The following is a 13,005-nucleotide window of genomic DNA, read 5'->3' as shown; positions in this document are numbered from 1 at the left end:
GTTACTTTGAGAAGTTACATATCATAGATTATGCTAAATAAATAAGAAAGAGCAGTTGAAAAATTACTGCTTTTTTGTTACACTAGATAGAAAGACTGTAAAGGATAATCTGGCTTTTGCCATTATTCTAGAGAAATGTTATTTCACAGACTGACTAAAAGGAGACACAATGGCAGACCGAGGCTTACTAATCGTTTTTTCTGGTCCTTCAGGGGTTGGAAAAGGAACGGTTAGAAGAGAGATTTTTGAGAGTTCTGAAAACCAATTTCAATACTCTGTATCGATGACGACACGTGCACAACGTCCTGGAGAAGTGGACGGTGTTGACTATTTCTTCCGTACTCGTGAAGAGTTTGAAGAGCTGATTCGTCAAGGACAGATGTTGGAATACGCAGAATACGTCGGCAACTACTATGGAACTCCTCTGACCTATGTCAATGAAACCTTGGACAAGGGAATTGATGTTTTCCTTGAAATTGAAGTTCAGGGTGCTCTTCAGGTCAAGAAAAAGGTTCCAGATGCTGTCTTTATCTTCCTGACACCACCAGATTTGGATGAATTGCAAGATCGTTTGGTAGGACGTGGAACAGACAGCGCAGAAGTGATTGCCCAACGAATCGAAAAAGCCAAGGAAGAAATTGCGCTTATGCGTGAGTATGATTATGCGATTGTCAACGATCAGGTGCCCCTAGCTGCTGAGCGTGTCAAACGTGTGATCGAAGCAGAGCACTTCCGTGTGGATCGTGTTATTGGTCACTATCAGGAGATGTTACCAAAATCTCCAACTACCCGATAAAATTTAGAAAATAGGTACAAGCAAATGATGTTAAAACCCTCTATTGATACCTTGCTTGACAAGGTTCCATCAAAATATTCACTCGTAATCTTGGAAGCAAAACGTGCCCACGAATTGGAAGCAGGTGCGCCAGCAACTCAAGGTTTCAAATCTGAAAAATCAACTCTTCGCGCTTTAGAAGAAATCGAATCAGGAAACGTTACAATTCACCCAGATCCAGAAGGAAAACGTGAAGCTGTGCGTCGCCGTATCGAAGAAGAAAAACGCCGCAAAGAAGAAGAAGAAAAGAAAATCAAAGAGCAAATCGCTAAAGAAAAAGAAGATGGTGAAAAAATTTAAGGTTGGGGGGACTCAATCTTATTTTTTCTATTGCAAGAATGTACTGACAAGGAGGAGGTGAGAAGATGGCTATAGCCAAGATTATCGTAGATGTGCCCTTGATGCAGACGGACCAGCCCTATAGTTACAGGATTCCTGAGGAATTTGAGGGAATGCTGGAAGTTGGGATGCGGGTTCATGTGCCTTTTGGTAAGGGCAATCGCCTGATTCAAGGGATTGTGCTTGGTTTGGAATCCCAATCAGATGAAGAAGAGATTGAGCAAGATTTAAAAGATATTGCCGAGGTACTGGATTTTTCTCCTGTTCTCACGCAAGAACAACTCTGGTTAGCTGAAGAGCTACGTAAATCTGTCTTCTCCTACAAAATCTCTATTCTCAAGGCTATGTTACCGGGATTTCTGAACTCTAGCTATGACAAAATTCTCTATCCTCTGGTAGGTCTGAGTCAGGAAGACCGAGAGCGCTTGTTTGGTTCAGAAGATTCGCTAGCCTTTTCTTCTCTGGATTTAGCTAAGCAAGCTGAAATGATGCGTTTGACTAGAAAAGGCCTGCTTGGTTTGGAATATCAGGCGGTCGATCAAAAGAAGGTCAAGACCCAGTCTTGGTATGAGGTAGACCTTGCTCAATTAGAAGATGTTGAAATATCTGCGCGTGCCAAGAAAAAGTTGGAATTGAGAGACTATTTGCTTTCTCATCCTGAGAGTGCTTCCTTGGCTAGTTTGCTAGAGTTCTATTCGAGGGAGCAAGTTAACTTCTTTGTGGAACAAGGTGCTGTGACCATAGTCCAAAAGGAAGTTCAACGCTCGGCTGCTTATTTTGAAGGTATTGAGGCAAGTCAGCCTTTAGAGTTGAATCCAGAGCAAAGACAGGCGCGAGATGTGGTTGTCAGTGCGATTGGAAGTCATCAGCCTCCCTTCCTCCTTCAAGGGATTACAGGAAGTGGGAAGACCGAGGTTTACTTGCAGATTATCCAAGGGGCCTTGGATAAGGGGAAAACAGCCATCTTGTTAGTGCCTGAGATTTCCTTGACTCCTCAGATGACGGAGCGTTTTATTGCCCGTTTTGGTGAGAAAGTTGCCATCCTTCACTCAGGCCTGTCCAATGGTGAAAAGTACGACGAATGGCGCAAGGTGGAGAGAGGTCATGCCCAAGTTGTGGTTGGCGCCAGATCGGCCATCTTTGCTCCGCTGAAAAATCTAGGTGTTATGATTATCGATGAGGAGCATGAAGCGACTTATAAGCAGGACAGCAATCCACGCTACCATGCCAGAGAGGTGGCTATTTTACGGGCACAGTGTAATCAAGCGGCTTTAGTCCTTGGTTCTGCAACGCCGAGCTTAGAGAGCCGTGCGAGGGCTGGCAAAGGCGTCTATCAACACTTACATCTAACCCAACGGGCCAATCCTTTGGCTAGGATCCCTGAGGTTCAAGTGATTGACTTTCGTGACTATATCGGACAAAACGAGACGTCAAACTTTACGCCTCCTTTGCTAGAAGCCATCCAAGACCGTCTGGCTAAAAAAGAGCAGGTGGTTCTCATGCTCAATCGTCGTGGTTATTCTAGCTTTGTCATGTGTCGGGAGTGTGGGACGGTGGATACGTGTCCTAACTGTGACATTTCCTTGACCTTGCACATGGATACCAAGACCATGAACTGCCATTATTGTGGTTTCTCGAAGGACATTCCTCAGGCCTGCCCTAACTGTAAGAGTCGCAGTATTCGTTACTACGGGACGGGAACTCAGAAGGCCTATGACGAGCTGGCAGAGCTTTTTCCTCAGGCACGCATTCTGCGCATGGATGTGGATACGACTCGCAAGAAAGGGAGTCATCAAGCTCTGCTTGACCAGTTTGGACAAGGGGAAGCGGATATTTTACTAGGTACTCAGATGATTGCCAAGGGATTGGATTTTCCCAATGTGACCCTAGTCGGAGTGCTCAATGCGGATACAGCCTTGAATCTGCCTGATTTCCGTTCTTCTGAGAGAACCTTCCAGCTCTTGACTCAGGTGGCAGGCCGTGCAGGCCGGGCTGAAAAAGCTGGTCAGGTCCTGATTCAGTCTTACAATCCTCAGCACTACGCTATTCGATTTGCCAAGGATCAGGACTACGAAGGCTTTTACGCTTATGAAATGGGAATCAGACGACAACTTGGTTATCCACCTTACTATTTCACGATTGGCATTACCCTTTCTCACAAGAAAGAAGAAGAGGTTGTCAAACGTGCCTATGAAGTTATGAACATTTTGCGATCAGGCTTGTCAGAGACCAGTCACATTCTGGGGCCAACGCCCAAACCCATTGCCCGTACCCACAACCTCTATCATTACCAGATTTTAATTAAATACCGTTTAGAAGATGAGCTGGGGCCGACCCTCAATCAGGTTTTGGCCCTGACTCAAGAACGGGAAAATAGTGAGCTCCGTCTCAGCATTGACCATGAGCCACAGCAATTTTTATAAGAAGGAGAAGATATGACAAAATTAATCTTTATGGGGACACCCGACTTTTCAGCAACAGTTTTAAAAGGGCTTTTGACAGATGACCGTTACGAAATTCTAGCCGTTGTGACCCAACCAGACCGTGCTGTCGGTCGTAAAAAAGTGATCCAAGAAACCCCAGTCAAGCAGGCTGCCAAGGAGGCTGGACTTCCTATCTACCAACCTGAAAAATTATCTGGAAGTCCTGAGATGGAAGCTATTATGAAGCTAGGAGCGGATGGAATTGTGACTGCTGCATTTGGGCAGTTTCTCCCAAGTAAACTCCTTGATAGCATGGACTTTGCGGTCAACGTTCATGCCTCTCTTCTACCTAAACACCGTGGTGGTGCGCCTATCCATTATGCCTTGATTCAAGGGGATGAGGAAGCTGGTGTGACCATTATGGAAATGGTTAAGGAAATGGATGCAGGAGATATGATTTCTCGTCGGAGTATTCCTATAACGGATGAGGACAATGTCGGCACCTTGTTTGAGAAATTGGCGCTAGTTGGTCGTGATTTGCTTTTGGATACTTTGCCGGCCTATATTGCTGGGGAAATCCAACCTGAACCGCAGAATCCAAGTCAGGTTACTTTCTCGCCAAACATCAAGCCAGAGGAAGAAAAATTGGACTGGAATAAAAGCAATCGTCAACTTTTTAACCAGATCCGTGGGATGAACCCCTGGCCTGTTGCCCATACTTTCCTTAAGGGCGACCGCTTTAAGATTTATGAAGCTCTAGCAGTAGAAGGTCAGGGAAATCCAGGAGAAATCCTCTCTATCGGCAAGAAAGAATTGATTGTCGCAACGGCAGAAGGAGCTTTGTCTCTCAAACAAGTGCAGCCAGCTGGTAAACCTAAGATGGACATTGCTTCCTTCCTCAACGGAGTTGGACGTACATTGACTGTAGGAGAACGATTTGGTGACTAAAGTAGAAACGGCTAGAAGTTTAGCCCTAGCGGTATTAGAAGATGTCTTTATCAATCAAGCATACTCAAATATCGCCTTAAATAAGTATCTCAAGGGGAGTCAACTTTCGGCAGCAGACAAGGGCTTGGTGACCGAGCTGGTCTATGGAACGGTAGCCAGTAAACTTACCTTAGAATGGTACCTATCCCACTTTATCGAAGACAGAGACCAGTTAGACAGTTGGCTTTATGTCCTTCTTCTCATGAGTGCCTACCAGCTTCGCTATTTGGATAAGATTCCAGACCATGCTGTGGTCAATGAAGCAGTAGAATTGGCCAAAGTCCGTAAAAAAGGCAGTGAAAAATTGGTCAATGCCCTCCTTCGTCGTATTCTGCGTGAAGGCTGGCCAGATATTGCCAGCATCAAACGAAAAAACAAGCGTGATTCCATTGCCTATTCTCTCCCGGTTTGGCTAGTTGCCAAGCTCAAGGAAGAATACGGTGAAGAGCGAGCAAACGCCATCTTTGAAAGTCTCTTGGTGCGAAACAAGGCCAGTATTCGTGTAACAGACCTAAGTCGAAAAGAGGAAATCCAAGCCTTGTTGGAGGCGAATAATTCCCTTTTAGCAACCACTGGTCTGGTTAAGGAGCAAGGGCATTTTGCAGGCCATGATTTGTTTGCGGATGGAGCCATTACCATCCAAGACGAATCCAGTCAGCTTGTTGCTCCGACGCTTGATTTACAAGGTGATGAACGAGTGCTTGATGCCTGTGCGGCTCCAGGTGGGAAAACAGCCCATATAGCCTCTTATCTCACGACAGGTCAGGTTACTGCTCTGGACTTGTACGACCACAAGTTGGACTTAATTCAAGAAAATGCCCAACGTCTGGGAGTTGCAGATCGGGTTCAAACGCAAAAATTAGATGCCAGAAAGGTGCATGAGTTTTTTGGTCAGGATTCATTTGATAAGATTTTAGTGGATGCTCCCTGTTCAGGAATCGGTCTTTTGCGCCGAAAACCAGATATCAAATACAATAAAGAAACAGCAGATTTCGCGTCCTTGCAGGAAATTCAGCTAGAAATATTAGGTAGTGTTTGTCAAACACTAGGCAAAGGTGGTATAATAACTTATAGTACCTGTACTATTGTCTCAGAGGAGAACTTTCAAGTCGTACAGGCATTTTTAGAAAGTCATCCTGAATTTGAGCAGGTAACACTAGAACATGAATGTAAGGATATCATGAAAGATGGCTGTATCCTCATCACACCTGAATTGTATGGAAGTGATGGATTCTTCATCAGTCAATTTCGTAAGATATCGGATTAGGAAGGAACTGACACATGGAAATTTCATTATTAACAGATGTTGGTCAGAAACGAACAAATAACCAAGACTATGTCAACCACTATGTCAATAGAGCTGGGCGTACCATGATTATTTTAGCTGATGGGATGGGAGGTCATCGCGCAGGGAATATCGCTAGTGAAATGGCGGTAACAGACCTAGGTATAGCTTGGGTTGATACCCAGATCGATACAGTCAATGAAGTGCGTGAATGGTTCGCCCATTACCTAGAAATTGAAAATCAAAAGATTCACCAGCTTGGTCAGGATGAAGTTTACAGAGGCATGGGAACTACTTTGGAAGTCCTTGCTATTATTGATAATCAGGCTATCTATGCTCATATTGGTGATTCGCGTATCGGCTTGATTCGTGGAGAAGAATACCACCAGTTAACAAGCGATCATTCCTTGGTCAATGAATTGCTCAAGGCTGGTCAATTGACACCAGAAGAGGCAGAAGCTCATCCGCAAAAAAATATTATCACCCAGTCTATTGGGCAAAAAGATGAAATTCAGCCTGATTTTGGGACAGTTATCCTTGAGTCAGGTGACTATCTCTTGCTCAATAGTGACGGCTTGACCAACATGATTTCAGGCAGTGAGATTCGTGATATTGTAACCAGTGATATTCCTTTAGCAGATAAAACGGAGACACTTGTTCGTTTTGCTAACAATGCAGGAGGTTTAGACAACATTACGGTTGCCCTTGTTTCTATTATGAACGAGGAGGATGCAGAATGATCCAAATCGGCAAGATTTTTGCCGGACGCTATCGGATTGTCAAACAGATTGGTCGAGGAGGCATGGCGGATGTCTACCTAGCCAAAGACTTAATCTTAGATGGGGAAGAAGTGGCAGTGAAGGTTCTGAGAACCAACTACCAGACAGACCCCATAGCTGTAGCTCGTTTTCAGCGTGAAGCGAGAGCTATGGCAGATTTAGACCATCCTCATATCGTTCGGATAACAGATATTGGCGAGGAAGACGGTCAACAGTACCTAGCTATGGAGTATGTGGCTGGACTTGACCTCAAACGCTATATCAAGGAACACTATCCTCTTTCTAATGAAGAAGCCGTCCGTATCATGGGACAAATCCTCCTAGCTATGCGTTTGGCCCATACCAGAGGAATTGTTCACCGGGACTTGAAACCTCAAAACATTCTTTTGACACCAGATGGGACTGTCAAGGTTACAGACTTTGGGATTGCAGTAGCCTTTGCTGAGACGAGTCTGACTCAGACTAACTCGATGCTGGGTTCAGTTCATTACTTGTCACCAGAGCAGGCGCGTGGTTCGAAGGCGACGGTACAAAGTGATATCTATGCAATGGGGATTATTTTCTATGAGATGCTGACAGGTCATATTCCTTATGACGGGGATAGTGCGGTGACCATCGCCCTCCAGCATTTCCAGAAACCACTGCCATCGGTTATAGCTGAAAATCCATCTGTGCCCCAGGCTTTGGAAAATGTTGTTATCAAGGCAACTGCTAAGAAATTGACAGATCGCTATAAATCAGTTGCTGAAATGTATGTGGATTTGTCTAGTAGTTTGTCTTATAATCGTCGTAATGAACCAAAGCTGGTCTTTGACGATGCGACTAAGGCGGACACCAAGACTCTACCAAAAGTATCCCAGAGCACCTTGACTTCGATTCCTAAGGTTCAAGCGCAGACAGAACACAAACCAATCAAAAAAACAAGCCAGGTTGTGACAGAGGAAACTTACCAACCACAAGCACCGAAAAAACGTAGATTTAAGATGCGTTACCTGATTTTTTTGGCCAGCATTGTGTTGGTGGCAGCTTCTCTTATTTGGATACTATCCAGAACTCCTGCAACCATTGCCATTCCAGATGTGGCAGGTAAGACAGTTGCGGAAGCCAAGGAAACCCTCAAGAAAGCCAATTTTGAGATTGGCGAGGAGAAGTCAGAGGCCAGTGAAAAGGTGGAAGAGGGGCGGATTATCCGTACAGATCCTGGCGCTGGAACTGGTCGAAAAGAAGGAACGAAAATCAATTTGGTTGTCTCATCAGGCAAGCAATCTTTCCAAATTAGTAATTATGTCGGCCGGAAATCCTCTGATGTCATAGCGGAATTAAAAGAGAAAAAAGTTCCAGATAATTTGATTAAAATTGAGGAAGAAGAGTCGAATGAGAGTGAGGCTGGAACGGTCATGAAGCAAAGTTTACCAGAAGGTACGACCTATGACTTGAGCAAGGCAACTCAAATCGTCTTGACAGTAGCTAAAAAAGCTACGACGATTCAATTAGGGAACTATATTGGACGGAACTCTACAGAAGTCATCTCGGAACTCAAGCAGAAGAAGGTTCCTGAGAATTTGATTAAGATAGAGGAAGAAGAGTCCAGCGAAAGCGAACCAGGAACGATTATGAAACAAAGTCCAGGTGCAGGTATCCCTTATGATTTGAGTAAACCTACTCAAATCGTCTTGACAGTAGCTAAAAAAGTTACAAGTGTTGCCATGCCGAGCTACATTGGTTCCAGCTTGGAGTTTACTAAGAATAATTTGATTCAAATTGTTGGGATTAAGGAAGCCAATATAGAAGTTGTAGAAGTGTCGACAGCTCCCGCTGGAACTGCTGAAGGTACAGTCGTTGAACAAAGTCCTAGAGCAGGTGAAAAGGTAGACCTCAATAAGACTAGAGTCAAGATTTCAATCTACAAACCTAAAACAAGTTCAGCTACTCCTTAAAATCAGATGGATAATCAAAATGAGTAATCAATCTTTGTCATGATTTCATGGCAAAGATTTTTTTTGACTCCAGATTTGTGATAAAATAGAGGGAGTTGATAAAAGGAGGAATGCATGGAAGAGTCAAAAGAATTAAATGCAGTTATTGATGTGATTATGCTAGCGGGGACTATTCTCCTTAAAAGTGGCTCAGAAATTCATCGTGTAGAAGATACCATGATTCGGATTGCGCATTCGCAGGGGATTGTGGATTGCAATGTCCTTGCCATGCCTGCTGCCATCTTTTTCTCCATTGAAAATACCAATATTTCGCGCATGAAGCGCGTGACCTCCTCTTCTTATAACATCGAAAAAGTCTGCGATGTCAACCAGATTTCTCGTCAGCTGGTTGGGGGGCAGATTGATTTAGAAACAGCCTTTAAGCAATTGACGGCCTTGCAAGCCCAACCCCTTCCCTATACCAAGTTGCAGGTAACTTTAGCTGCGACCTTAAGTGCTCCTTTCTTTTCGGTTATGTTTAGTGGAAATATCTACGACGCACTTGGGGCAGGAGTGGCGACCTTATTTGGTTTTGCCTTTTCCCTCTATGTGGAGAAGTTTATCCGAATTCCTTTTGTAACAGCCTTTGCTGGGGCCTTCGTCTTTGGAATGATTGCCCAGTTTTGGGCTCGCTACACAGGCTTTCCTTCAACGGCAGACTTGATTATAGCTGGTGCGGTCATGCCGTTTGTTCCAGGAATTGCCTTGACCAATGCGGTCCGTGATATTATGACCAACCACATAAACTCTGGTATGAGCAAGATGTTTGAATCCCTGCTCATTACCCTTGCTTTAGGGGCGGGAACTTCTGTCGCCTTGGTATTGATGAACTAATATGACACTAACAACCTTTTTATTACAAGCAGTGGCAAGTCTTCTTGCTATTATCACTTTTTTAATCGTACTCAATGTGCAACGCTCTATGCTCTTACCTGGAGGGATTTTGGGCATGGCTGTCTGGCTAATCTATCTCTTGCTCAAGGAACCGACCAATGTTATTGTGGCTACCTTCATTGCGGCCATTATCGGTTCATGTGTCAGCCAGATTTTGAGTATTCTTTATAAGACACCTGCTGTGGTCTTTATCTTGGCCATCTTGGCTCCTCTGGTTCCGGGTTATCTCTCCTATCGGACAACTGCCTTTTTTGTGACAGGGGACTATAATAAAGCGCTGGCAAGTGCAACATTAGTTGTTATGCTGGCTCTGGTCATTTCCATTGGAATGGCTAGCGGAACAGTGATTCTCAGACTGTATCATTATATAAAAACACATCGAGTATCGTAGATTTTACAGAAATAAAAGAATTTTCTGAAAAATAAGATAAATATAGTGACAAGGCTTTCTATATGTGCTATTCTCTATATAGAAAGGAGGAAAAATCATGAAAAAATCACTATTTTCCTTATTATCTGTAAGTCTACTGACCTTGCTGGTTATCCCAGTCATGGCTTCTAGTTCGGGTTCAGAGTTTCAAAGTGGATGGCAAGAGAATCAGTTGATTGCTGAGAAGGTTAGTAAAACACTTGATAAGGCATTTGATAAGGATGTCAGAGAAATTCCGACCAGTCAGTTTTATCAAGAATTTGTAGATGAGATGGGAAGAACTTACTCAGGAAATTTAATCCTCCAGGAACTGATAACTGAGAATGGGGCTTATAAAGCTACTTATGTTGGTGAACTCTATAGCAACTAATCATTCTTTAAAATTATGACCAATAAGAGGCTTGATTTGGTGAATCAAGTCTTTTTTCTCTCTTTTATTGCCATTTGTGATAAAATAGTACTGGACGATTTTTTACATGAATGATAAAACAGAGGTAAATATGACAATCGGTATTGATAAGATTGGTTTTGCGACCAGTCAATATGTCTTGAAATTACAAGACTTAGCAGAAGCGAGGGGCATTGACCCTGAAAAATTAAGTAAAGGACTCTTACTCGAGGAATTGAGTATTGCGCCCTTAACTGAGGATATCGTGACCTTGGCGGCCAGTGCAAGTGACTCTATTTTAACTGAGCAAGAAAGACAAGAAATTGATATGGTCATTGTGGCTACCGAGTCAGGAATTGACCAGAGTAAGGCTGCGGCCGTCTTTGTACATGGCTTGCTGGGCATTCAGCCCTTTGCTCGTAGTTTCGAGATTAAAGAAGCCTGCTATGGAGCGACAGCTGCCCTTCATTATGCCAAATTGCATGTGGAAAATTCTCCACAGTCCAAGGTCTTGGTCATTGCCAGTGATATTGCCAAGTATGGTATTGAAACTCCAGGAGAACCCACTCAGGGTGCTGGCAGTGTGGCCATGTTGATTACACAAAATCCACGCATGATGGCTTTTAATAATGACAATGTGGCTCAGACTCGTGACATCATGGATTTCTGGCGTCCAAATTACTCGACAACTCCTTATGTAAATGGTGTTTATTCTACCCAACAATATTTGGATAGTTTGAAAACGACTTGGCTTGAATACCAAAAACGCTACCAGCTTACTTTGGATGATTTTGCAGCTGTTTGCTTCCACTTGCCTTACCCTAAATTAGCACTCAAAGGCTTAAAAAAAATCATGGATAAGAGCCTGCCTCAAGAGAAAAAGGACCTCTTGCAAAAGCACTTTGACCAGTCTATTCTCTACAGTCAAAAAGTGGGGAATATCTACACAGGTTCACTTTTCCTTGGACTTTTGTCTCTCTTGGAAAATACAGATAGCTTGAAGGCTGGGGATAAAATCGCCCTTTATAGTTATGGAAGCGGGGCTGTAGCTGAGTTCTTTAGTGGTGAATTGGTTGAAGGATACGAAGCTTATCTGGATAAAGACCGTTTGAATAAGCTCAACCAACGAACTGCCCTGTCTGTTGTTGACTATGAAAAAGTCTTCTTTGAGGAAGTAGACTTAGATGAGACAAATTCTGCCCAGTTTGCTGGCTATGAAAATCAAGATTTTGCCTTGATTGAAATTGTTGACCACCAACGCCGTTATAGCAAGGTTGAAAAATAATGAAGATAAGTTGGAATGGATTTTCTAAAAAATCATACCAAGAGCGCCTCGAGCTGTTAAAAGCTCAGGCGCTCCTTAGTCCTGAGAGACAAGCGAGTTTGGAGCAGGATGAACAGATGAGTGTGACTGTGGCAGACCAGCTGAGTGAGAATGTGGTGGGAACTTTTTCTTTACCTTATTCGATGGTTCCAGAGATCCTCGTCAATGGTCAGGAATACACAGTTCCCTATGTGACAGAAGAACCGTCCGTGGTTGCTGCGGCCAGCTATGCCAGTAAAATCATCAAGCGAGCAGGTGGTTTTACTGCACAAGTCCATCAGCGCCAGATGATTGGGCAGGTAGCCCTTTATCAAGTTGCTGATCCTGAACAAGCCCAAGAGAAAATTGCCAGAAAGAAGGCTGAACTCTTGGAGCTTGCCAATCAAGCCTATCCTTCTATCGTCAAACGTGGGGGTGGGGCGCGTGATTTACATGTAGAACAGATAAAAGGCGAAACAGACTTCCTTGTTGTTTATCTCCATGTTGATACCCAAGAAGCCATGGGAGCCAATATGCTCAACACCATGCTGGAAGCCTTGAAACCAGTCTTAGAAGAACTCAGCCAGGGACAGAGTCTTATGGGAATCCTGTCTAATTACGCGACCAATTCTCTAGTGACTGCAACCTGTCGCATCGCCTTTCGCTACTTGAGCCGCCAAAAGGATCAAGGACGAGAAATCGCGGAGAAAATTGCTTTGGCTAGTCAGTTTGCGCAAGCTGATCCTTACCGAGCTGCTACCCACAATAAAGGAATTTTTAACGGTATTGATGCCATTTTAATTGCTACTGGTAATGACTGGCGTGCCATCGAAGCCGGGGCTCATGCCTTTGCCAGTCGAGATGGACATTACCAAGGTCTTAGTCAATGGACGCTGGACCTTGAAAGAGAAGAATTGGTCGGTGAGATGACCCTGCCCATGCCTGTGGCGACCAAGGGTGGCTCTATCGGTCTCAACCCTCGTGTAGCCCTCAGTCATGAACTACTGGGAAATTCTTCTGCCAAAGAATTAGCCCAGCTTATCGTGTCTATTGGGCTTGCCCAAAATTTTGCGGCCCTGAAAGCCTTGGTGAGTACAGGGATTCAGCAAGGCCACATGAAATTGCAGGCTAAATCCTTGGCACTTCTCGCAGGTGCTAGTGAATCTGAGGTAGCTCCCCTAGTCGAGCGCCTTATAGCAGAGAAAACCTTTAACTTAGAGACAGCCCAGCGTTATTTAGAAAATTTAAGATCATAAAAAACTCAGACAGATCGGTCTGAGTTTTCTTGTGCTTATACTCTTCGAAAATCTCTTCAAACCACGTCAGCTTCGCCTTGCCGTACTCAAGTACAGCCTGTGGCTAGCTT

12 protein-coding genes are annotated in these 13,005 nt (G+C 44.0%); all 12 read left to right on the top strand.

What is annotated here, in order from left to right:
• Positions 1-169 precede the first annotated feature (169 nt).
• The 12 genes from gmk to HT711_RS07395 all read left to right on the top strand — a co-directional run bounded on the left by gmk (position 170) and on the right by HT711_RS07395 (position 12,895).
• Positions 170-796, top strand: a complete 627-nt coding sequence (gene gmk, locus HT711_RS07450; protein ID WP_000775041.1) for a guanylate kinase — start codon at positions 170-172, stop codon at positions 794-796.
• Positions 797-820: 24 nt separating this feature from the next.
• A complete protein-coding gene (gene rpoZ / locus HT711_RS07445) occupies positions 821-1,135 on the top strand; it encodes a DNA-directed RNA polymerase subunit omega (RefSeq protein ID WP_000979235.1) in 315 nt (104 codons plus the stop codon).
• A 65-nt stretch (positions 1,136-1,200) separates the two neighbouring features.
• Positions 1,201-3,597 (top strand): primosomal protein N', encoded by a 2,397-nt coding sequence (locus HT711_RS07440; RefSeq protein WP_173249915.1) that lies wholly within the window; start codon positions 1,201-1,203, stop codon positions 3,595-3,597.
• 12 nt (positions 3,598-3,609) lie between these two features.
• Entirely contained in the window at positions 3,610-4,545 is a 936-nt protein-coding gene (fmt, locus tag HT711_RS07435) for a methionyl-tRNA formyltransferase (RefSeq protein WP_173249914.1), read from the top strand.
• Complete coding sequence (rsmB, locus tag HT711_RS07430) at positions 4,538-5,851, top strand: 16S rRNA (cytosine(967)-C(5))-methyltransferase RsmB (RefSeq protein WP_166731952.1); 1,314 nt, start codon at positions 4,538-4,540, stop codon at positions 5,849-5,851. The genes fmt and rsmB overlap by 8 nt, the downstream gene beginning before the upstream one ends.
• 14 nt (positions 5,852-5,865) lie before the next feature.
• A complete protein-coding gene (locus HT711_RS07425) occupies positions 5,866-6,609 on the top strand; it encodes a Stp1/IreP family PP2C-type Ser/Thr phosphatase (RefSeq protein ID WP_166732303.1) in 744 nt (247 codons plus the stop codon).
• Positions 6,606-8,585, top strand: coding sequence for a serine/threonine-protein kinase StkP (gene stkP, locus HT711_RS07420; RefSeq protein WP_173233165.1), 1,980 nt, complete (start codon positions 6,606-6,608; stop codon positions 8,583-8,585). Before HT711_RS07425 ends, stkP begins: the two co-directional genes overlap by 4 nt.
• 114 nt (positions 8,586-8,699) lie before the next feature.
• On the top strand, positions 8,700-9,458 hold the full coding sequence (locus tag HT711_RS07415; protein ID WP_023943605.1) for a threonine/serine exporter family protein: 759 nt from the start codon (positions 8,700-8,702) through the stop codon (positions 9,456-9,458).
• 1 nt (position 9,459) lies between these two features.
• Positions 9,460-9,909, top strand: a complete 450-nt coding sequence (locus HT711_RS07410) for a threonine/serine exporter family protein (protein ID WP_057487161.1) — start codon at positions 9,460-9,462, stop codon at positions 9,907-9,909.
• Positions 9,910-10,069: 160 nt separating this feature from the next.
• Entirely contained in the window at positions 10,070-10,318 is a 249-nt protein-coding gene (locus HT711_RS07405; RefSeq protein WP_166732304.1) for a hypothetical protein, read from the top strand.
• A 130-nt stretch (positions 10,319-10,448) separates the two neighbouring features.
• A complete protein-coding gene (locus tag HT711_RS07400; RefSeq protein WP_166732301.1) occupies positions 10,449-11,621 on the top strand; it encodes a hydroxymethylglutaryl-CoA synthase in 1,173 nt (390 codons plus the stop codon).
• Positions 11,621-12,895 carry a hydroxymethylglutaryl-CoA reductase, degradative gene (locus tag HT711_RS07395; RefSeq protein ID WP_166732300.1) on the top strand — a complete coding sequence of 425 codons (1,275 nt, stop codon included), beginning with the start codon at positions 11,621-11,623 and terminating at the stop codon, positions 12,893-12,895. Before HT711_RS07400 ends, HT711_RS07395 begins: the two co-directional genes overlap by 1 nt.
• The last annotated feature ends 110 nt before the right edge of the window (positions 12,896-13,005 follow it).

The organism is Streptococcus sp. 1032, from assembly GCF_013277015.1.
Classification (GTDB): Bacteria; Bacillota; Bacilli; order Lactobacillales; family Streptococcaceae; genus Streptococcus.
The sequence above is the reverse complement of the archived record's forward strand: the minus strand, read 5'-3'. Positions and strand labels throughout refer to the sequence as shown.

Coding starts and splice junctions, on each gene's coding strand:
- HT711_RS07440 (WP_173249915.1), top strand. CDS start 1,201: ATGGCTATAGCCAAGATTATCGTAGATGTGCCCTTGATGCAGACGGAC.
- rpoZ (WP_000979235.1), top strand. CDS start 821: ATGATGTTAAAACCCTCTATTGATACCTTGCTTGACAAGGTTCCATCA.
- HT711_RS07415 (WP_023943605.1), top strand. CDS start 8,700: ATGGAAGAGTCAAAAGAATTAAATGCAGTTATTGATGTGATTATGCTA.
- HT711_RS07405 (WP_166732304.1), top strand. CDS start 10,070: ATGGCTTCTAGTTCGGGTTCAGAGTTTCAAAGTGGATGGCAAGAGAAT.
- HT711_RS07400 (WP_166732301.1), top strand. CDS start 10,449: ATGACAATCGGTATTGATAAGATTGGTTTTGCGACCAGTCAATATGTC.
- HT711_RS07410 (WP_057487161.1), top strand. CDS start 9,460: ATGACACTAACAACCTTTTTATTACAAGCAGTGGCAAGTCTTCTTGCT.
- HT711_RS07395 (WP_166732300.1), top strand. CDS start 11,621: ATGAAGATAAGTTGGAATGGATTTTCTAAAAAATCATACCAAGAGCGC.
- gmk (WP_000775041.1), top strand. CDS start 170: ATGGCAGACCGAGGCTTACTAATCGTTTTTTCTGGTCCTTCAGGGGTT.
- stkP (WP_173233165.1), top strand. CDS start 6,606: ATGATCCAAATCGGCAAGATTTTTGCCGGACGCTATCGGATTGTCAAA.
- HT711_RS07425 (WP_166732303.1), top strand. CDS start 5,866: ATGGAAATTTCATTATTAACAGATGTTGGTCAGAAACGAACAAATAAC.
- fmt (WP_173249914.1), top strand. CDS start 3,610: ATGACAAAATTAATCTTTATGGGGACACCCGACTTTTCAGCAACAGTT.